Consider the following 21397-nt stretch of genomic DNA (forward strand, 5'->3'; position numbering starts at 1 on the left):
GTGCCGACTATAACCGAATGCGGGCTCGCGGAAGTGGTTGAATTCCGCGGTGCAATGGCCCAGAGTCGCGCCCAACAAGCCGATTTTGATTGATGGAAACGACCAATGTCTGAATCCAAAACCAGCGACACTGAAACCGCCGATCTCGAGCAATTCCGCAACGAGACGCGTGCCTGGCTGGAAGCCAATTGCCCGCCCGAGATGCGCAAGCCCGCAACCTCTGACACCGACGTGTTCTGGGGAGGGCGCAACGCCAAATTCTCGTCCGAGCCGCAGCGCATCTGGTTCGAGCGCATGCGCGACAAGGGCTGGACCGTGCCTGATTGGCCGAAGGAATATGGCGGCGGCGGATTGAGCGCGGCCGAGCACAAGGTGCTGCGCGCCGAGATGGCGAAGATGGGTGCTCGCCCGCCGCTGTCGAGCTTCGGCATCTGGATGCTCGGGCCGGCGCTGCTGAAATACGGCAACGAGACCCAGAAGAAAGAACATCTGCCGAAGATCGCCGCGGGCGAGATCCGCTGGTGCCAGGGCTATTCCGAGCCGAATGCCGGCTCCGATCTCGCCTCGCTCCAGACCCGCGCCGAGAGCGATGGCGACGATTTCGTCATCACGGGTTCGAAGATCTGGACGTCCTACGCCAATTACGCCGACTGGATCTTCTGCCTGGTGCGCACCGATCCCGCCGCCAAGAAGCACGACGGCATCAGCTTCATCCTGTTCGACATGACCTCGAAGGGCGTGACGACCAAGCCGATCCTCCTGATCTCCGGCTATTCGCCATTCTGCGAGACCTTCTTCGACGGCGTCCGCGTGCCGAAATCGCATGTCGTCGGCACCGTCAATCGCGGCTGGGACGTCGCGAAATATCTGCTCCAGCACGAGCGTGCGATGATTTCAGGCATGGGCGAGCGCGGCGTCGGCCGTCCGCTCGGCCAGATCGCGGCGGACTCCGTCGGCGCCGATGCGCAAGGCAAGCTCGACGACGCGATGCTGCGCGGCAAGATCGCCAGCTTCGACGTCGATGAGGCCGCGCTCGCGGCCTGCGCCGAGCGCGCGGTCGATCTCGCCAAGGCCGGGCAGGCGCATCCGGCGTTCTCCTCGGCGATGAAATATTACGGCACCGAGCTCAACAAGCGCCGCTACGAGATCCTGATGTCGGCCGGCGGCGTCGATGCGCTGGAATGGGAGAGCGAGCGCTCCAAGCAGGGCGCCCGCCCGCGCGCCTGGCTGCGCACCAAGGCGAATTCGATCGAGGGCGGCACGACGGAGGTGATGCTCGGCATCGTCGCCAAGCGCATCCTGGATCTGCCGGGGGCGTGAACCGCGCACCCTCCACCTGTCATTCCGGGGCGCGCAACGCGCGAGCCCGGAATCCATCTCACGGCATTCATGCGGCTTGATGGATTCCGGGCCTGGCCCTTCGGGCCATCCCGGAATGACGAGACAACATAGATTTCGAATCGGAAACACACACATGGCCCTCGTCCTCACCGAAGAACAATCGATGCTCCGCGATAGCGCGCGCGGGCTGATCAGCGACAAGGCACCGGTGTCGCACCTGCGCCATTTGCGCGACAGCAAAGACCCCACCGGCTTCTCCAAGGAGTTTTGGCATTCCTTCGCCGAGATGGGCTTTGCCGGCCTGCTCGTGCCGGAGGAGTTCGGTGGCTCCGGTCTCGGCTATGTCGAGGCCGGAATCGTGATGGAGGAGATCGGCCGCACTTTGATGCCGTCGCCTTTCCTCGCCACCTCAGTGGTCGCGGCTTCCGCGCTGAACCGCGGCGGCAATGCCGCGCAGAAGTCGGACTATCTGCCGAAGATCGCGAGCGGCTCGCTGCTGGCGACGCTGGCGATCGACGAGGGCGCAAAACATCGCCCGCTCCAGACCAGCTTGCAGGCCGTGCGTGCCGGCAACGGCTTCAAACTCTCGGGCGCCAAGGCGCTGGTGGTCGACGGCCACGTCGCCGATCTCCTGATCGTTGCCGCGCGCACCGCAGGCTCCGCGGGAGAGCGTGACGGCCTGACGCTGTTCCTGGTCAACCCCAAGGCCAAGGGCGTCGCGATCGAACGCACCATCATGGTCGACGCGCACAATGCGGCGCGGATCGAACTCGCCAATGTCGAAGTCAATGCCGACAGCGTGCTCGGCGAAGTCGATCAGGGTGCCGCGTTGCTCGACGGCGTGCTCGACATCGGCCGCGGCGCGGTCGCCGCTGAAATGGTCGGCCTTAGCGAAGAAGTCTTCGGCCGCACCGTCGAGTACCTCAAGAACAGAAAGCAGTTCGGCAAGCTGATCGGCGAGTTCCAGGCGCTGCAGCACCGCGCCGCCGAGCTCTATGTCGACATCGAGATCACCCGCGCCGCCGCCATGAAAGCACTTCAGGCACTGGATACGGACGTCGCCAAGGCCGCGTCAGCCGTCGCCGTGGCAAAAGCCCGCGCCGGCACCACCGCGACGCGCGCGGTGCAGGAGGGCGTGCAGATGCATGGCGGCATGGGCATGACCGACCAGTTCGACATCGGCTTCTTCATGAAGCGCGCACGGGTGTGCGAGGAATTGTTCGGCGACGCCAACTACCACACCGAGCAGCTGGCGCGGGCGCGGGGGTATTGATCGGGACTACGGGACTGAGAAGAGGCGCGAGGAGCGCACCACACCCTCGGTGTCGTCGCCCGGCTTGACCGGGCGACCCAGTATTCCAGAGACAGCAGCCGTTGAGCCGATGGGTCGCGGCGTACTGGATCGCCCGGTCAAGCCGGGCGATGACAGTTGAGAATGTGGAAGGCGCCTGCCCCAAAGTTCGTCATTGCGAGGAGCACTTGCGACGAAGCAATCCAGACTATCACCGCGGAGGGGTTCTGGATTGCTTCGCTACGCTCGCAATGACGGCCGAGAGACCGTCCTACCTCATCGGCGGTGCATATTGCACGCCACCCGCGTTCCACAGCTGGTTCATGCCGCGCGGGATCTTCAGCTTCGACTTCTCGCCGATGTTGCGCTCGTACATCTCGCCGTAATTGCCGACGTGACGGATGATGCGGGCGGCCCAGTCCTTGGTGAGGCCGAGCTGCTCGCCGTAGTTGCCTTCGGTGCCGACGAGGCGCATCACTTCGGGCTTCTTCGACTTCAGGGCCTCGTCGATGTTCTCCGATGTGACGCCGAGCTCTTCGGCGTTGATCATCGCGTACAGCGTCCACTTCACGATCATCATCCAGTCATCGTCGCGCTGGCGCACCACGGGGGCGAGCGGCTCCTTGGAGATCATGTCCGGCAGGATCATGTTGTCGCCGGGCTTCGACAGGTTTATCCGCAGCGCGTAGAGCTGCGAGACGTCGGCGGAGAGCGTGTCGCACTTGCCGGTGTCGTAGGCCTTCACGACGTCGTTGAGGTTTTCGAACTTCACCTCGTCATACTTCATGTTGTTGGCGCGGAAGTAGTCGGCGACGTTGAGCGCGGTCGTGGTGCCGGCCTGCACGCAGACCTTGCTGCCGGTCAGGTCCAGCGAGGTCTCCTTGTTGCGCGAACGCGGCAACATGAAGCCAGCGCCGTCGTAATAGGCGACCGCGGGGAAATAGAGGTCGTAGTCGAGTTCGCGCGCCATGCTCCAGGTCGAGTTGCGCGAGAGGATGTCCACCTTGCGGCTCTGCAATTCCTTGAAGCGCTCGCTGGCATCGAGCGGGATGAACTTCGCCTTGCCCGGGTCGTTGAAGATCGCCGCGGCCACCGCGCGGCAGAAATCGACGTCGAAGCCGTTCCAGTTCTTGTTGTCCTCGGAGTACGAGAAGCCCGGCAGGCCCTTGTTGACGCCGCACAGCACCTCGCCGCGGCGCACGGTGCGCTTCAGCGTACGGGTGTCGTAGAATTCGTAGATGATGGCCAGAACGGCGACCAGCACGGCGACCGCGAGCCCGATCAGCAGGCCGCCTCGAAAACTGCGCATCATGTTGCTCTCTCGAAAAATCGGGAAAAGGAGTGGGGACGAAGAAGGGGGATATTTAGAGTTCAGGCTTCTGCCGGATGACCACCTTGGTGCCAACAGGGACGCGGTCGTAGAGATCGGCGACGTCGTTGTTGACGAGGCGGAAGCAGCCTGAGGACACCTTGGTGCCGATCGTGTCGGGACGGTTGGTGCCGTGGATGCGGTAGACCGTGGTGCCCAAATACATGGCGCGGGCCCCTAACGGATTTCCGGGGCCGCCGGCCATGAAGCGCGGCAGATAGGGCTGGCGCTGGATCATCTCCGGCGGCGGCGTCCAATCCGGCCATTCCTTCTTGTTGGTGATGGTCACCAGCCCCTGCCACTGGAAGCCGTCGCGGCCGACGCCGATGCCGTAGCGGATCGCGCGCCCGCCGGGCTGCACCAGATAGAGGTGCCGCTCGGCGGTCGAGACGATGATCGTGCCCGGCGGTTCAGTGGTACGGAAATAGACGACCTGCTTCTGCCATTCCGGCTCGAGCTGGTAAGCCTCGTCGGCGACCAGGCCCGGCTCGTCGCCGCGGTCTGGCTGCTGGGCAGAGGCTTGCGGGACGGACAGAATGAGCCCCACCGCAGCCATGAACATCCCGGTCAGGCGACGAAAATCCGTCATCTCAAGCTCTCCCCGCTGCCACAGCGCAAATCATTCAGAAGCATCAAACCTGAGGGGCAGGTTCATGGCAAGTTGATGGCGCGCCGCCCTGATATGTCACGAGAATGCCTATGGTTTTTTGACGGAGCGGGGCAATGCCACAAACAGGGGATGGCGCGAAAAGCATAGGGCTGAGCCAAGGCGGTACTGCGCTCCCTCCCCCGCCTGCGGGGGAGGGTCGGGGAGAGGGTGTCTCCGCGATGGGATACTCCCCCAGAGGATAGAACCCTCACCCGCCGCTGCGCGGGCGACGTCTCCCGCAAGCGGGAGAGGCTCAGACCGAACTCGCGGTGAGATCAACCTCGACAACTGGCAATGGAAGCCAGTCAGATCTTGTTGCTCTCCGCTGCGATCCCCAGCCGCCGCACGATCTCCGTCCCCACCGCGCGCGCCTCGAGCCTTGAGCCGATGCGCGGGCTGCGAAACCTCCGCCCGGAGTGCAATCGGATCACGACAATGCAGTGCTCGTCCTCGGACCGGCCGCGACGCTCGACCGTGATCGTCTTCACGTCGGGCCCTGCGATGTGGTCGGTGCGCAGGCTGCCGTCGCCCCACAGGCGTTCGACACGGATATCGCTCTCGCGGATGATCCAGAAGGCGCCAGTGACGAGGTTGGCATAACGATGCACGGCGAATGCGGCGATCACGCCGAGCGGCAGCAGCAGGATGTCGACATGGCTGGGCGATAACCCACGCCAGAGCTTGTAGGCGTAGGGCAGGGCGGACAACGCGATGGCGATCAGCGACACGATCCTAATGTCCCGCGCGGGAAACGGCTCGAGCGGTTCGCCGAGATGCATCTCGGGATTGCTGGCATCGAGCGGATTGGCGGGATCCTCGACATTGGGGACGTCGAACTGCGCCGCGATCCGGGCCACGGTGTCGCGAACATGGGTGACATCGGAGATCGGCGGCGAGGTCAGGCGCTCCCCCGAGGCCAGCGTGAAGACGAGCTGAAAGCGCGTCTTCACCCTCTTGCTGCCGGGAACCTGCAACGCCGTGATGTCGTCTTTCGCGACGATCCGCGTACGAAGCTTCCCGAATGGACTTTGCCGCCCGATCAGGATCTCGTTCGGTGTGATGATCCACACCACCGCCGGCGCCACCATGATGCCGATGACGAATCCTGCCCCCACGAGCAGTGCCACCACCGAGATGACGATTTCCAGGGTGTCACGCGTGAACAGCCCCGGCGTGAAGCACAGTGCAACCGCGGCCGCGCAGGCGGCCACGATCAGCCGCTGCGCGATCGAGGAACCTTCACGGAGGCGAATGTCGGTGCTGGTGGTCGCGTCGTCCATTGCGGGCGGCTGATTTCGATGCCGCGAAACTCCACGGACGGGTCCGTGGAGTCAAGCAACAAGGACGAGACCTGAAATCTGCCGCGCGATGCCGGTGCGGCGTCAGCTGCTGGCGTTCAGCAGTTTTGCCACGGTGCGGTCGATATCGTCGTAAGCCCCTTCGCCGGCGTGCTGGAACACGATCTTGCCGGTCTGGTCGATGATGTATTGCGCCGGCCAATACTGGTTGCGGTAGGCGTTCCAGGTCTTGGAATCGTTGTCCTGTGCCACCGGATAGGTGATGCCGTGACGCTTCAGCGCGGCCTGCACGTTGGAGGCCGAGCGCTCGAACGGGAATTCCGGCGTGTGCACGCCGACCACGACGAGGCCCTTGTCCCTGTACTTGGCGTAGAGCTCGGTGACATGCGGCAGCGTATTGACGCAGTTGACGCAGCCATAGGTCCAGAAGTCGACCAGCACGACCTTGCCGCGGAGGTCGGCGAGGCTGAGCGGCTTGGAGTTGAACCAAGTGTTGATGCCGGTGAAATCAGGCGCGGCCTGCTGGCTCGCGGCGGCGGCGACGACAGGCGTCGCGCGCACGGCCTCGCCGCAAATGCCAGGGATGACGGCGCCGGTCACGGCCATGCCGATCAGCGCGGCGCCCACAGTGAGCAGTTTGACGGTCATGGAAGCGTCCTCCGGGTGAATGTTTGGTGGTTAGAGGCCGATCTGGCCGGTGGGGTAGAAGCCGGTGAGCCACGCCACGATCAGCGTGTCGTATTGGAAATAGGCGGCGAGGGCGAAGCCGATCACGACGATGCCAAAACCCTGCTGCAGGCGCGGCGAGATCCGCGAAAGGCTGCGCACGCGCGTGGTCGCGGCCTGTCCGCCATAGGCGATGAGCAGCATCGGGATCGCCGCGCCGATGGCGTAGGCGAGCAGCAGCGTGCCGGCCCAGGTCAGGTTCTTCGAGGTCGCAACCAGCGTCAGGATTGAGCCGAGCACCGGGCCGGCACAGGGCGTCCAGACCAGGCCGAGCGTGGTGCCGAGGATCAGCCCGCCGAGCGCGCCCTCGCGCTGCGCGGCGCTGGCATTGCCGAGATCGAGCCAGCCATTGAGCCGGATCGACAGCCATTCGAACGGCGCCGGCCACAGCATCAACAGGCCGAAGCCGAGCAACAGGATCGAGGCCGCCTCGCGCAGCACGTTCGGATCGAAATCGAACAGCTGCGTGATCGCTCCGAGCAGCAGCGCGGTCGCCGAGAACGAGATGACGAAGCCGAGCGCGATCATCGCAGGGCGCAGATGCCCCACGCGCCCGATCGAGGCGCCAAGCAGGATCGGCAGCATCGGCAGCGTGCAGGGCGCGGCGATGGTAAGAATGCCGGCGAGGAGAGCGAAGAACAGTTCGAGCATGGCGCACTCGTGAAGGAGGTCACGAGGGCAGTTCGGAATGGATGCAGCGCGCGTTACGCAGCGTCACGCCTTCGTGACGGAGGCTGGTTCTGCGGGACGCCGCTGCGAGCGGAGCGGGAAGTGCGCTCCCTCCCCCGCTTGCGGGGGAGGGCCGGGGAGAGGGTATCTCCGCGACGGGGCAATCCCCCAGAGGAAAGAACCTCACCCGCCGCACTCTGCGAGTGCGTCGGCCTCTCCCGCAAGCGGGAGAGGCAGGGAGCCCGCGGCAACCGCTCAGCCCAAACACAAAACGACCCGGAGGGGGGCATCCCGTCCGGGTCGCTGGAGTTCTTGGGAGGTTTAACTAAACCGTATGTCCACTTTATAGGGGGGAAGTTTTTCCGCCTGATGTTGTGCTTTGTTTCAATTGTTTCGTCGGCGGTAACACTTCCGTGTCCCCAGGGAGGGCCCGACATCGGGCCCTATCCCTTTGAAATCGTTAGATCAGGCGGCGAAGCGCTCGACGCCACAGCCCTTAAGCAATTCGGCCAGCTGCTTGCGGGCATAGAACATTCGCGTCTTCACGGTGCTCTGGGGGATGCCGATGATCTGCCCGACCTCCTCCACCGACTTCTCGTGGTAGTAGACGAGATTGATGATCTCGCGATGCGCGGGCGACAGCTTCTGCACGCAGGCGCGCAGGATGGCGCTGGTGTCGCTGCGGTCGAGCGAGGTCTCGGGCGTCTCCGCATCATCGGGAATCTGGCGCACGTCTTCCTGGTCGATGTCCTCGAAGCGCCGCTGGCGCATCGCGGTCAGGGCCTTGAAGCGGGCGATCGAGAGCAGCCAGGTGGAAACCTGCGAGCGGCCCTGGAACTGGCCGGCGGTCCGCCACACGTCCAAAAACACTTGGCTGACGAGGTCTTCCGCCGCGGTGGCGTCACGCACGATGCGCAGGATGAAGCGGTACACCCGCACATTATGCCGGCAATAAAGGATATGCATCGACGTCCGGTTGCCGCCGGCAATGCTTTCGAGAAGCATGTCGTCCGAAGTCGCCTGAGCGGCGATGATGCTCTGGCTGGCCTGGGCGTTGATGGCGATGACGTTCCGCATTGACTTGGCTCCCCGTAGCGCCGCAACCGAGCGGCGTTTCCTTGGACCAAAGTGTTAATGAGCCAACGTTTCGGGACGTCTGCACGAAAAGGGGAAAATGGTTTCGTGCGCCGCCAAATTGTTTCGTCCGACCCGGGGCGACGAAACATTCGGAGCAAAAAGTCGTGGAATTTCAATGTACGGAAAATACGGGGGCGGCGTCTTGGCAACGCAGGAACGAATTTGCGCGCCTTGCGTTTGGTCGCGCCGCACCCATCGTCGCCGGGAGCTCGCGTAGCCAGGACGAACGATCTCGTAGGGTGGGCAAAGGCGCGAAGCGCCGTGGCCACGATCCTTCGCAAATATGGAGAGGTTGGTGGGCACGCTCCGCTTTGCCCACCCTACGGCACTTCGCCTGTGGCTAGTCCTACGCTTTCTCGCCCGCCGGCGAGAACAGATAGCCGCCGCCGCGGATGGTGCGGATCACGGCGGGCTTTGCCGGATCGGGCTCGATCTTGCGACGGATGCGCATGATGCGCAGATCGACGGCGCGGTCGAAGGCTTCGGCGTCGCGCGCATTGGCCAATTCCAACAGGCGCTCCCGCGACAGCACGCGCTTCGGATTGGCCGCGAACACCTTGAGCAGACCGAACTCGGATGCCGTCAGCGGATGCTCGTTGCCTTCGTCGTCGCGCAGGGCCTGGGCTTCGAGATCGAGCCATTTGGTGCCGAACCGCACGAGCTGGTCCTTGTCGGATTTCGCCGCCGCCGCATCAGGCGCTGCTGCCTTGGCCGGCACGCTCCGTCGCAGCACCGAGCGGATGCGCGCCATCAGCTCGCGCAGCTCGCAGGGCTTTGCCACGTAGTCGTCGGCGCCGAGCTCGAGCCCCACGACGCGATCGATCGGGCTCGCGGTCGCCGTCAGCATGATGACGGGCACGTTGATGCGGCTCTTGAGGTCACGGATGATCGAGAGGCCGTCCTCCTCGGGCATGTTGAGGTCGAGCACGACGAGGTCGGGCATGCTGCCGTCGATCGCGGTCCGCAACGACTTGCCGCCGTCGCACAGCGTCACGGTGAAGCCGTGCATCTTGAGATAATCGCCGACCATCTCCCGGGCCGGGGCTTCATCGTCGACGATCATGATGTGCGGGCTTTGGGTCATGGTCTCTGGATCACGGCAATTCGGTCGCGGGGAGGGTGATGGTGAAGGTCGAGCCCTTGCCGGGCCCGCCGCTGTCGGCGGTCACCTCGCCGCCATGCATGTCGACGATACGCTTGACGATGGACAGGCCAAGTCCCGTCGAGCTCTCGCCGGCGGTCGGTTTTGCCGACAGCCGCTGGAACCGGCCGAACAGGCGGCCGAGATCCTCCGGGGACAGGCCGGCGCCCTCGTCGCTGACGCGGACGACGGTGTCGCCGCCCTCGTGGCTGACGGCGACGTCGATCTTCCCGCCGATCGGTGAATATTTGATGGCGTTGCTGATGAGATTGTCGATCGCCTCGCGGATGCGGTCGGTGTCGCACATGGTGACGATGTTGGCCGGCGCGGCGACGCTGATCGCCTGCTGCTTGTTGACGGCGAGCGGCTGGTTGGCCTCGGCGACCTCCTTGACCAGGGCTGCGACGTCGACCGGTTCGCGGCGGATGGTGATGTCGAAAGCATCGGCCATCGCGTCCGAGATCAGATGGTCGACCATCGTGGTCAGCCGCTTGGTGGCGTCGCGGATGTGGTCGACCTGGGCGACGACGCCGCTTTCCGATGCGCCGGTCGAGATCAGCTCCTTCAGCATCTCGGTGCGGCCGAGGATGACGCCGAGCGGGTTCTTCAGATCGTGGGCGACGGTGCCCAAAATCTCGTTCTTGAAGCCGTTGGCGCGCTGCAGCCGCAGCCATTGCGCCGAGAGGCGGCGGTTGGCCTGCATCAGGGCGCGAGTGCGCTGAGCGACGCGGTCCTCCAGCTGCGTGTTGGCGTCCTGGAGCTGCTGGTAGAGGATGACGTTGTCGAACGCGATCGAGAGCCTGGAGGAGAAGATCTCGACCAGCGAGCGGTCAGTCTCGGACAGCTCGCGCTCGGCCTGCAGCAGCACCACCACCTCACGGCCGCTTCCGGTGCGCAGATAGATCACGCTGCGATGGTCGGCGAATTCGTTCTTGCGGCGCTGGAACGCGGCCTCCACCATCGAGCGCAGATCGGGATCGAGCGCCTTCGACGTGGTGGTGCCGATGAAGCGGCTGTAGCAGCCGCTGCCGGCGAGCACCGAGAGCTCGGGGTCGATGCCGCCATTGTCGCGCAAGACCAGTATACCGGCGCAGTCGACGTTGAGCAGCGAGGCAAGCTGGGTCAGCACGCCCTCGGCGAGCCGCTGCATCGACTTGAAGTCGTACAGCGTGGAAGCCGCGTCGATGATGATCTCGAGCCCGCGCCGCGTCTGCACCATGCGCTCGAGCTGCTGATAGGAGCGCAGCGCCGCGGTCAGCGAGGTGAACAGCTTGTCGGCGGTCAGCTCGGTCTTGGCCTTGTAGTCGTTGATGTCGTACTGCACGATCACGCGCCGCTCCGGCGCCTGGCCGGGCTGTCCGGTGCGCAGGATGATGCGCACGGTCTCGTTCCGGATCTCGTTGCGGATGAACTCGACCAGCTCGAGGCCGGCGACGTCGGTCTCCATGATGACGTCGAGCAGCACGGCGGCAATGTCGCCGTGCTCGGCCATCAGCGTGCGGCCTTCCGCCGCGGAATAGGCCGAGAGGATCTCGAGGCCCTGGCCGTTGAGGCTGTAGTCGGACAGCGCGAAACGGGTGCCGTCATGCACGGCCGGATCGTCGTCGATGACGGCGATCTTCCATTTCCGGGCGTTGCTATCCTCCGACGCGGTACCGGTATCGTCGATCAGGTGGAGGACATCGTCCTGTTCGGCCATTGAGAAGTCCCGTCACTTTCTGTGCTTTGCGCGCCGCCCTTGGCGACCCGGGGCATGATAATGCGAAAAGTGGTGCCTTGTCCCAGCTTGGATTCCAGCATCATCCGCCCGCCGAGCTGCTGGGTGACGAGGTTATAGACGATATGCAGGCCAAGTCCCGTGCCGCCTTCATTGCGCCGGGTGGTAAAGAAAGGGTCAAAGGCCTGGCGCTGCACGTCGGGGGTCATGCCGGCCCCGTCGTCGGTGAAGATGAGCTCGATGTCGTCGGCCCCGCGCGGCCGCGCCGAGATCGTGATCGTGCCGGCGCGCCCGTCGGCGAAGGCGTGGTTGGCGGCGTTGAGGAACAGGTTGGTCAGGATCTGGCCATAGGACCCCGGATAGCCGTCGAGCAGCAGCCCCTCGGGCACGTCGACCTGGAGCGTGGTCGGCGAGCGCTTCAGCACCGGGCGCAGGCTCGCAATGATCTGGTCGGTGGCCTCGCTGAGCGAGAATTGCCGCCGCTCGGCATGGGAGCGGTCGACCGCGACCTGCTTGAACGACTGGATCAACTCGCCGGCGCGCTGGAGATTGGCGACGAGCTGCTGGGAGGCGTCGCGCGAGGACTGCACGAACTCCTCCAGCTGTGAGCGGCGCAGGCCGCCCTCGCCCTTGAGCTGGGCTCCGAAGATTTCGGTTCGGCGGGCGAAGCTGGAGGCAACGGTCAGGCTGATGCCGATCGGGTTGTTGACCTCGTGCGCGACGCCGGCAACGAGGCCGCCGAGCGCCGCCAGCCGTTCGGCGTCGATCAGATTCTGCTGCGCGGCATTGAGCTCGAGCAGCGCGCTCTCGGCCTTCTCCTTGGACGCGCGCAGTTCGTCCTCGGTCTGGCGCTTGGCGATCGCGTTCTCTCGGAACACCTCGACCGCGCGCGCCATGGCTCCGACCTCGTCACGTGCCTTGGTGCCTTGCACCTCGCGGTCGAGGTCGCCGAGCGTGATCGCGCGCATCGCGGCCATGATCTGCTGCAGCGGCAGGCGGATCGACAGCGCGATCATCACGCCGGCGGTGAGGATGATGCCGAGGAAGACCACAGCGATCGACAGCACCCGCCTGGAAATGGCGGCCAGCGTGCGGTCGAAGGTCTCCTGCGCCCTCTGCTCGCGCCGGCGCATCTTGGTGGAGAGGTCGTCGATGGCGCCGATCGCCTCGGCCTGGCTGGCGTCGATGGTGTTGCGGAGCAGCTCGGTGCGGCTCGCAAGCTGCTCGGAAAGCTTGGCAAAGCCTTCGCGCAGCGCGGCGGTGCGGGCTCCGAGCCGCCGCAAGGCCATCTTCTGCAGGTCGTTGTCGGCGAGATCGATCATCACGGGGATGGTCTTCTCGATCGTCTCGGTGTTGCGCCGCGCGTCGTCGGCCGCGCCCGATGACAGCGACAGATAATAGGAATTGGCCGCCACCAGCATCGCGGTGAAGGCCTCGCGGGATTTTCCGAGCGAAGGCCAGATCAGCGCGTCGCGATGGCCGGTGGCGCCTTCGATGATGGAGTAGAGGCCCGCCATGTCCCTGGCCGGGCCCTGCACCTGCTCCTCATAGGTCTTGGCGATGGTGGCCTGGACGCTGCGCAGCTCGCCGAAGCCGTTGAGGAAACGGTCGGTGGTGCGCTCCAGCTCCTCGACCGAGCCCGACAGCATCGGGTCCTTGGCGGCGCGGTTGGACAGCGTGCCCAGCACCGCCTCGCGCAGCAGCAGGATCTCGGCGAACAGGTCCGGGCTCGGCTGGTTGATGTAGCGGTGGATCAGATTGTGCAGCCGTCCGGTCTCGCTTTCGAGCAGCGCCAGGATGCGCTCGGACTCGCGCACCTGGCGCACGTCGTCCCAGGCCGAGCCCAGCACCTGCGCGCCGTTCCAGATCATCGCCACCAGCACCACCACCACGGCGGAATTCAGTGCCGCGATCGACAGGATGCGCCAGCGGATCGGCACCGCCCGCAGCACGCCGACCAGCCGCGCGCGCAGCCGCCCGATCGGGCCGGACGGCCTGTCCACGTGCTCGTGATGTCCAAGTGCAGCCAACGCGGCTCACTCCACCTTGCGAATGCGTTCGATCAGCGCGGCCGCGGCGGGATCACGCCCCGCCTTGGCGTAGATCGCGGCCATGGCGTCCTCGAACGGCTTGCGGTCGATATCCGTGACAATGGTGACGCCCGCTTCCTGCGCCTTGCGCTGCGACTGCTCCTCCAGGTCACGCCATTTCTCGCGCATGAACCGGCTGGAGCGCTGCGCGGCCTCCCGGAAGATCTTCTGGTCGTCCGGCGACAGGCTCTGCCAGGCCTTCAGCGAGATCATCAGCACTTCGGGACTCATCGTGTGCTCGGTGAGAGCAAGGTAGCCGGCATGCTTGTAATGGTCCGTCGTCACGAAAGATGGCCAGTTGTTCTCGGCGCCGTCGATCAGATGGTTGGCGAGCCCGGTGAGCACCTGCCCATAGGGCATTTCGACCGGCTCGGCGCCGAGCGAGCGGATCATCTGGCTCATCAACTCCGACTGCTGCACCCGGATCCTCAATCCCTTGAGGTCCGCGATATTCCTCACCGGGCGGACACCGTTGTAGATCGACCGCGCGCCGGAATCGTAAAAAGCGAGCCCGACGAACCCGTAGGGCTCGAAACTGTCGAGGATCTCGCTGCCGATCGGCCCGTCCAGCACCTTCTGCATGTGCTCGATGGACCGGAACAGGAACGGCATGGCGAGCACGTTCATCGCCGGAACGAAATTGCCGATCAGCGCCACGTTGGTCCGGTTGAGGTCGATCGCGCCGGCCCGGGTCTGCTCGATGGTCTCCTTTTCCTCGCCGAGCTGGCGGGAGTGGAACACCTTGATCTCGTGGCGGCCGCCGCTGCGTTCGGCAATCAGGGCGCCCATATAGCGCAGCGCCTGGACGGTCGGGTAATCCTCGGTCTGGGTGTCGGCGGCGCGAAATTCGCGCGCAACGGCGCCCGTCGCGCGCAAGCCTAGCGAGGCTGCGGCGAGCAGAAGCGCGACGAAGATCAACCCGGTCCGCGAGAGTTCGGCACGGCTCAGCACTGGCACACTCAACCCCTCAGTGGTGGAGTCTATGGCGGGAGCAAAAGGTTCAATGCAATCTAGCAGATGGTCGGGGGAAGGCCATCCCGCTGGGGCCGAGGCAGCGATTGTGCATCGCGGCCGGCGCGCATTCCGGGTTGAAACCAAATATGCCGCGCCGTAAGCAAGGTCGTCCGCCGTTTGTCGCGCCGCACGGGAAGAGACATCGTGACTTCAGCATCGCGCCTTTTGCAGCTCGTCGCCGCCTTTGCGGTTCTCTCGTTGGCTGCTCCCGTGCGTGCCGCCACCGACATCGCCTGGTGGCACGCCATGTCCGGCGAACTCGGGCGGCAGCTCGAGAAACTGGCCTCGGACTTCAACGCCTCGCAGTCCGAATACCGCATCGTGCCTGCTTACAAGGGCAATTACACCGAGACGGTGACTGCCGCGATCTTCGCCTTCCGCTCGCGCAGCCAGCCCGCGATCGTCCAGGTCAACGAGGTCGCCACCGCCACCATGACCGCGGCCAAGGGCGCGATCTATCCCGTGTTCAGCCTGATGCGGGACCAGGGCGAGCCGTTCTCGCTGGCCGATTACCTGCCCGCGGTCTCCGGCTATTACACCGACGCGGCCGGCAATCTGCTGTCGTTCCCGTTCAATTCCTCGACGCCGATCCTGTACTACAACAAGACCATGTTCCGCGACGCGGGCCTCGACCCGGAGACGCCGCCGAAGACCTGGCCGGAATTGGGGCTGGCTGCAAAGCGGCTGCGCGACCGCGGCGCTCCTTGCGGTTTCACCACGTCATGGCCGTCCTGGATCCATGTCGAGAATTTCTCCGCTTACCACGATCTGCCGCTGGCGAGCCGCGCGAACGGTTTTGCCGGGTTGGATGCGGAATTGACCATCAACAATCCGTCGCTCGTGCATCACATCGCAGCGCTCAGCGAGTGGCAGAAGACCAAGCTGTTCGATTATAGCGGCCGCGGCCAATCGGCCGAGCCACGCTTCCAGAAGGGCGAGTGCGGCATCTTCATCGGCTCCTCGGCCACGCGCGCCGACATAAGAGCGAATTCGAAGTTCGATATCGGCTACGGCATGATGCCGTACTGGCCCGACATGAAAGGCGCGCCGCAGAATTCGATCATCGGCGGCGCCACGCTGTGGGTGCTGCGCGACCGGCCGCGCGAGGAATACAAGGGCGTGGCGCGGTTCTTCGCCTATCTGTCGCAGCCCGGCGTGCAGGCCGCCTGGCATCAGAACACCGGCTATCTGCCTGTGACCCGTGCTGCTTTCGAGCTGACGCGGTCGCAAGGTTTTTACGAGCGCAATCCGGGCTCGGCGATCTCGTTCGAGGAGATCACGCTGCATCCGCCGACGGAGAATTCGAAGGGCGTCCGGCTCGGCTCGTTCGTCCTGATCCGCGGCGCGATCGAGGACGAGCTGGAGCAGGCCTTCGCCGGCCACAAGAGCGCGCAGGCCGCGCTCGATTCCGCCGTCGAGCGCGGCAACAAGATCCTCCGCCAATTCGAACGCGCAAGCCCGGAGCGGTAGCCTGTTGCGCATGTGCCTAGCTGCAGCCGCAAGCGAGATGTGCTCCCTCTCCCGCTTGCTGGGGAGGGTTGGGGAGAGGGTGTCTTCGCAACGGGACAATCCCCCAGAGGAGAAAACCCTCACCCGCGCCTTCGGCGCGACCTCTTCCGCAAGCGGGAGAGGTGCACCATTTCCTGGGCTCGCACTGAATCAAACAGGGCCGCCTCGCGCGAGCGAGTGCGAATGACCATCCAGCCATCGCAACAACTCCCTCACCTCACCGACGCCCAAAGCTTCCGCGCCTTCCGCTCCGATGCGCCGCGCTGGCTGCCGATCGCGCTCGATATCGCGCGCGGCCACGGTCTCGATGTCGGCTCGCCGCATGTGTTCGCGACCGGCACCAATCTCGTCGTCGGGCTCGGCGACAAGCTGATCCTGAAAATCTTCCCGCCGCAGCTCGCGGCCCAATTCGTCTCCGAGCGCGGCTCGCTGGCGCAACTGAAAGGCCATCTCGATCTGCCGATCCCCGAGATCGTCGCTGAAGGCGTGCGCGATGGTTGGCCCTATCTCGTGATCACCCGCCTTGCCGGCACGCTCGGCTCGGAGGTGTGGGCGTCATTGCCGGAAGATCAGAAGGAGCGCGTGCTGCGCCAGATCGGCGAGACCATTGCCTCCGTGCAGCGCGCCGCGCTCGGACCGCTTGCGCATATCGAGCCGCGCTGGGTCGATTTCATGCGCCAGCAGATGCAGGGCTGCCGCGCACGGCACACGCGCCTTGGCCTTGCGCCAAAGTTTCTCGCCGGCCTCGACGATCTCCTGCGCGACGCGGAAAAGCTCATCCCCATGGACGCGCCGCCAGTGATCCTGATCGGCGAATACATTCCGGAGAATTTTCTGCTCGCCTGCGAAGATGGCCAATGGTCGCTCGCCGGGCTATTCGACTTCGGCGACGTGCTGGCGGGGTGGCGCGATTACGACCTGCTCGGCCCCAGCGCGTTCATGGCGGCGGGCCGGCCGGGCCGGGTGAAGCACCTGCTCGAAGGCTTCGGCTATGCCAAGCCGGACTACGCGCTCAAGCGCCGCCTGATGGCCTTGATGCTGCTGCACCGCGCCAGCGACCTCAACGCGCACATCTGCATTGAAGGCTGGCAGGAGAAGGCGAATGACTTGGTGGAGCTGCAGGAGCTGATCTGGGCTAGCTGATCGCTCCACACCTTCCCGACATTCCGGGGCGCCGCGCAGCGGCGAGCTATGGTGCGCATTGCGCACCTGAGAATCCCTTGTCCCGCATGCGCTGCCTCCCGATGGATTCCGGGCTCGATGCTGCGCATCGCCCCGGAATGACAACATTGCTTACGAGGCGGGGCGATCGTTCGTTGACGCCCAATAAATAAGCAAATCCGTATCTTTGTATGCAATGCCGGCGGTCGAAGCAAAGGCCCCGCGCGCGTGCCAAAATCTACATTCTCGCATTGTTTCAATAGCTTAAATCGATCGTAAACGCCCGTTAAGCCTTGGCACAAACCTTGCGAATCCGGTTCCAACCAAAAACGTTGTGTTGGAGCCATTTCATGAAGCGCCGCGATTTCCTCAAGTCCGTATCCGGATTGGCCGCCGGAGCGGCGCTTCCGGCGATGCTACAGGTCATCTCCACCGCCTATGCCGACGCCCGTTCGGAGACGCTGCTGATCGTCTCGGAAGGCGGCCCGAACAATCTCGACATCCACGGCATCGGCACCAACGTGCCCGGCTATGAGGTGTCCTGGAATTGCTACGACCGCCTGATCAGCCACGAGATGAAGAGCGGCCCCGGGGGCGTGCCCTATTACGACCGCGACAAGTTCAAGGGCGAGCTCGCCGAGGATTTTAGGATCGACGACATGTCGGTCACCTTCAGGCTGCGCAAGAACGCCAAATTCCACGACGGCACCCCCGTTACCGCCAAGGACGTGAAGTGGTCGCTCGACCGCGCCGTCAGCGTCGGCGGCTTTCCGACCTTCCAGATGAGCGCGGGCTCTCTCACAAAACCCGAGCAGTTCGTCGTGATCGACGACTACACCGTGCGCGTCGACTTCCTGAAAAAGGACAGGCTGACGATCCCCGATCTCGCCGTCATCGTGCCCTGCATCGTCAACTCCGAGCTGGTGAAGAAGAACGCCAGCGAGAAGGATCCCTGGGGCCTCGAATTCACCAAGCAGCAGACCGCGGGCTCCGGCGCCTACAAGGTGACGAAATGGACCGCCGGCACCGAAGTCATCATGGAGCGCAACGAGGATTGGGCCTGTGGCCCCTTGCCGAAGATCAAGCGCGTGATCTGGCGCATGGTGCCGCAGGCCGGCAACCGCCGGGCGCTGCTGGAGCGCGGCGATGCCGACATCTCCTACGAGCTGCCGAACAAGGACTTCCAGGAGATGAAGGCGAACGGCAAGCTCAACGTGGTGTCGCTGCCGTTTTCCAACGGCATCCAGTATATCGGCATGAACGTCACCAAGCCGCCCTTCGACAATCCCAAGGTCCGTCAGGCGGTCGCCTACGCGCTGCCCTATCAGAAGATCATGGACGCGGTGATGTTTGGCCTCGCCAACCCGATGTTCGGTGCGGCGAAAGACAAGCCGACCGAGATCGCCTGGCCGCAGCCGCACAAATACAACACCGACATGGAGAAGGCGAAGGCGCTGCTTAGCGAGGCCGGCTACGCCAACGGTTTCGAGACCACGATCTCGTTCGATCTGAATTTCGCTGGCGTCAACGAGCCGCTCTGCGTGCTGGTGCAGGAGAGCCTCGCGCAGATCGGCATCAAGACCACCATCAACAAGGTGCCGGGCGCCAACTGGCGCACCGAATTGAACAAGAAGGAGATGCCGCTCTTCACCAACGTGTTCTCGGGCTGGCTCGATTATCCCGAATATTTCTTCTACTGGTGCTATCACGGCAACAATTCCGTCTTCAACACCATGAGCTACAAGTCGGCGGAGATGGACAGACTGATCGACGGCGCGCGCACGGCCGCTGCGACCGGCGACAAGGCGGCCTACGATGCCGACGTGAAGGGCTTCGTCGATCTCGCCTTCACCGACATCCCGCGCATCCCGCTGTACCAGCCCTTCGTCAACGTCGCGATGCAGAAGAACATCAGCGGCTACCAGTACTGGTTCCACCGCAGGCTCGACTATCGCGCGATGGCGAAGGGGTGAGGGAAGCGAATGGTGAATGGCGAGTAGCGGGCTCGGCGAATGGCGAATAGGGAGTGGCGAATAGTGATCAAGCATTTTGGCGTCCATCTATTCGCCATTCGCTATTCGCCATTCGCGTGGCCGACACAGGACGGGAGGTTGGTCGCATGTTAGCAATGATCGGCAAGCGCCTGATGTTCGCTGTCCCCTCGCTGATCGGGGTCGTCATCGTCACCTTCCTGCTGACGCGCGCGCTGCCCGGTGATCCCGCCGCATACTTCGCCGGTCCCGCCGCCACGAAGGAAGCCGTCGAGCAGATCCGCAAGAAACTCGGCCTCGACAAGCCGCTGATCGAGCAGTTCTTCCGCTACACCAATGACCTCGCCCATGGCGATTTCGGCAATTCGCTCACCACGGGTCAGCCGGTGGCGGCCGAGATCCGCAACCGCCTGCCGGCCTCGGCCGAGTTGACGCTGCTCGGCCTCATCGTCTCCGTCGCGATCGCGATTCCGCTCGGTGTGCTCGCGGCGACGCGGCCGGGATCATGGATCGACCATCTCTGTCGCATCACGACGACAGCCGGCGTGTCGCTGCCGGTGTTCTTCACCGGCCTCGTGCTGGTCTATGTCTTCTACTTCCGGCTCGGCTGGTCGCCGGCGCCGCTCGGCCGTCTCGACGTGTTCTACAGCGCGCCGCCGACGGTAACCGGCTTCTATCTGATCGACACGCTGATCGCGCGCGACCTCGAGGCGTTTCGTTCGGCGCTGAGCCAGTTGATCCTGCCGGCAACGACGCTCGCGATCTTCTCGCTGGCGCCGATCGCGCGCATGACCCGTGCCTCGATGCTCGCGGTGCTGGCGTCCGAATTCGTCCGCACCGCGCGCGCCAGCGGCCTGTCGCCGGCAACCGTCATCGTCACCTACGCCTTCCGCAATGCCATGCTGCCCGTCATCACCACGCTCAGCATGGTGTTCTCGTTCCTGCTCGGCGCCAACGTGCTGGTCGAAAAAGTGTTCGCCTGGCCCGGCATCGGCTCCTACGCGGTCGAGGCGCTGATCTCGTCGGACTTCGCGCCGGTGCAGGGTTTCGTGCTGACCATGGCGGTCATGTACGTGCTGCTCAATCTGATCATCGACATTCTTTATGGCGTGATCGATCCGCGCGTCCGGTTGGAGGGCTAGCGCATGATGAACGCATCTGGTGCGAGCTGGGCGGACGGTGCGCTCCCTCCCCCGCTTGCGGGGGAGGGCTGGGGAGAGGGTGTTTCCGCAATCGAGAACCCCCAAGAGGAGACAGCCCTCACCCGCGCCTTCGGCGCGACCTCTCCCGCAAGCGGGAGAGGTAAAGCGAGCTCGAGGCTCGTCCGGTCATCCCAACGCTTGGGAGTGAAGTCATGAGCTCCGTTGCGCCTGCTGTTGAACCCGTCGGCCCCGCGCGAACCTCGGGGCTATCAGCGATCCTCGAACAGACCCGCTACGTTCTCGGCGAGAACAAGGTCACGGGCTTCGCCTTCGCGCTGCTGATCCTGATCCTCATCGCCGCGATCTTCGGTCCTTACGTAGTGCCGTATGATCCGCTGGCGTCCGACACCGCCGCATCGCTGAAGCCGCCGTCGGCGGCGCACTGGTTCGGCACCGACCAGCTCGGGCGCGACATTTTCAGCCGCGTCATCGTCGCGACCCGGCTCGATACGTTCATCGCGGTCGCCTCCGTCGCGCTGGTGTTCCTGATGGGCGGCCTCGCCGGCATTGCCGCCGGCTATTTCGGCGGCTGGACCGACCGCATCGTCGGCCGCATCGCCGACACCATCATGGCCTTTCCGCTGTTCGTGCTGGCGATGGGCATCGTCGCCGCGCTCGGCAACACCGTGCAGAACATCATTCTGGCCACCGCCATCGTGAACTTCCCGCTCTATGCCCGCGTCGCGCGTGCCGAAGCCAATGTCCGCCGCAACGCCGGCTTCGTGCAGGCCGCGCGCCTGTCCGGCAACGGCGAATTCCGCATCCTGCTGGTGCACATCCTGCCCAACATCATGCCGATCATGATCGTGCAGATGTCGCTGACCATGGGCTACGCCATTTTGAATGCCGCCGGCCTGTCCTTCATCGGCCTCGGCGTCCGCCCGCCCACCGCCGAATGGGGCATCATGGTCGCCGAAGGCGCGGGCTTCATGGTGTCGGGCGAATGGTGGATCGCGCTCTTCCCGGGCCTTGCTCTGATGATCGCGGTGTTCTGCTTCAACCTCCTCGGCGACGGCCTGCGCGACATCGTCGATCCCCAGCGGAGGACGTGATGGTGGTCGGGTTCGGGTGCATGAGCGCAGCACTTGGAAG

General features: G+C 64.6%; 17 protein-coding genes. 7 read left to right on the plus strand and 10 right to left on the minus strand.

Annotation, left to right across the window (positions count from 1 at the left end; translation table 11 throughout):
* The first annotated feature begins 105 nt into the window (after window positions 1-105).
* Complete coding sequence (locus tag IVB26_RS01850) at window positions 106-1320, plus strand: acyl-CoA dehydrogenase family protein (protein WP_247970361.1); 1215 nt, start codon at window positions 106-108, stop codon at window positions 1318-1320.
* 154 nt (window positions 1321-1474) lie between these two features.
* On the plus strand, window positions 1475-2614 hold the full coding sequence (locus IVB26_RS01855; protein ID WP_247970362.1) for an acyl-CoA dehydrogenase family protein: 1140 nt from the start codon (window positions 1475-1477) through the stop codon (window positions 2612-2614).
* 289 nt (window positions 2615-2903) lie between these two features.
* Here IVB26_RS01855 and IVB26_RS01860 read toward each other — a convergent pair whose 3' ends face one another.
* From IVB26_RS01860 to IVB26_RS01905, 10 genes are all read right to left on the minus strand, one after another.
* Window positions 2904-3941 carry an amino acid ABC transporter substrate-binding protein gene (locus IVB26_RS01860; RefSeq protein WP_246925781.1) on the minus strand — a complete coding sequence of 346 codons (1038 nt, stop codon included), beginning with the start codon at window positions 3939-3941 and terminating at the stop codon, window positions 2904-2906.
* Between the two features lie 55 nt (window positions 3942-3996).
* Window positions 3997-4590 (minus strand): L,D-transpeptidase, encoded by a 594-nt coding sequence (locus tag IVB26_RS01865; protein WP_247970363.1) that lies wholly within the window; start codon window positions 4588-4590, stop codon window positions 3997-3999.
* 365 nt (window positions 4591-4955) lie between these two features.
* A complete protein-coding gene (locus tag IVB26_RS01870) occupies window positions 4956-5930 on the minus strand; it encodes a hypothetical protein (protein ID WP_247970364.1) in 975 nt (324 codons plus the stop codon).
* 102 nt (window positions 5931-6032) lie between these two features.
* The gene (locus tag IVB26_RS01875; RefSeq protein WP_247970365.1) at window positions 6033-6596 is read right to left on the minus strand and encodes a thioredoxin family protein; all 564 of its coding nucleotides are present in this window, start codon (window positions 6594-6596) and stop codon (window positions 6033-6035) included.
* A 30-nt stretch (window positions 6597-6626) separates the two neighbouring features.
* Window positions 6627-7325, minus strand: coding sequence for a cytochrome c biogenesis CcdA family protein (locus tag IVB26_RS01880; RefSeq protein WP_247970366.1), 699 nt, complete (start codon window positions 7323-7325; stop codon window positions 6627-6629).
* A 483-nt stretch (window positions 7326-7808) separates the two neighbouring features.
* A complete protein-coding gene (locus tag IVB26_RS01885) occupies window positions 7809-8420 on the minus strand; it encodes a sigma-70 family RNA polymerase sigma factor (protein WP_246925770.1) in 612 nt (203 codons plus the stop codon).
* A gap of 406 nt (window positions 8421-8826) precedes the next feature.
* On the minus strand, window positions 8827-9564 hold the full coding sequence (locus IVB26_RS01890; protein WP_247970367.1) for a response regulator: 738 nt from the start codon (window positions 9562-9564) through the stop codon (window positions 8827-8829).
* A 10-nt stretch (window positions 9565-9574) separates the two neighbouring features.
* On the minus strand, window positions 9575-11320 hold the full coding sequence (locus tag IVB26_RS01895) for an ATP-binding response regulator (RefSeq protein ID WP_247970368.1): 1746 nt from the start codon (window positions 11318-11320) through the stop codon (window positions 9575-9577).
* Window positions 11290-13368 (minus strand): sensor histidine kinase, encoded by a 2079-nt coding sequence (locus IVB26_RS01900; RefSeq protein ID WP_247970369.1) that lies wholly within the window; start codon window positions 13366-13368, stop codon window positions 11290-11292. The genes IVB26_RS01895 and IVB26_RS01900 overlap by 31 nt, the downstream gene beginning before the upstream one ends.
* Before the next feature lie 6 nt (window positions 13369-13374).
* A complete protein-coding gene (locus IVB26_RS01905; protein ID WP_247970370.1) occupies window positions 13375-14385 on the minus strand; it encodes a TRAP transporter substrate-binding protein in 1011 nt (336 codons plus the stop codon).
* Window positions 14386-14607: 222 nt separating this feature from the next.
* Here IVB26_RS01905 and ugpB point away from each other — a divergent pair, with 222 nt between their 5' ends.
* The 5 genes from ugpB (at window position 14608) to IVB26_RS01930 (ending at window position 21357) form a co-directional block, all read left to right on the plus strand.
* A complete protein-coding gene (gene ugpB, locus IVB26_RS01910) occupies window positions 14608-15912 on the plus strand; it encodes a sn-glycerol-3-phosphate ABC transporter substrate-binding protein UgpB (RefSeq protein ID WP_247973390.1) in 1305 nt (434 codons plus the stop codon).
* A 222-nt stretch (window positions 15913-16134) separates the two neighbouring features.
* Complete coding sequence (locus tag IVB26_RS01915) at window positions 16135-17094, plus strand: aminoglycoside phosphotransferase family protein (protein ID WP_247970371.1); 960 nt, start codon at window positions 16135-16137, stop codon at window positions 17092-17094.
* A 368-nt stretch (window positions 17095-17462) separates the two neighbouring features.
* A complete protein-coding gene (locus tag IVB26_RS01920) occupies window positions 17463-19085 on the plus strand; it encodes an ABC transporter substrate-binding protein (RefSeq protein WP_247970372.1) in 1623 nt (540 codons plus the stop codon).
* A gap of 146 nt (window positions 19086-19231) precedes the next feature.
* Window positions 19232-20245 carry an ABC transporter permease gene (locus IVB26_RS01925; RefSeq protein WP_247970373.1) on the plus strand — a complete coding sequence of 338 codons (1014 nt, stop codon included), beginning with the start codon at window positions 19232-19234 and terminating at the stop codon, window positions 20243-20245.
* A gap of 212 nt (window positions 20246-20457) precedes the next feature.
* Window positions 20458-21357: an ABC transporter permease gene (locus tag IVB26_RS01930; protein WP_247970374.1), complete on the plus strand. Its 900-nt coding sequence runs from the start codon at window positions 20458-20460 to the stop codon at window positions 21355-21357.
* Window positions 21358-21397: the final 40 nt, after the last annotated feature.

It is taken from the genome of Bradyrhizobium sp. 195, assembly GCF_023101665.1.
In the GTDB taxonomy this organism is placed as follows: domain Bacteria; phylum Pseudomonadota; class Alphaproteobacteria; order Rhizobiales; family Xanthobacteraceae; genus Bradyrhizobium.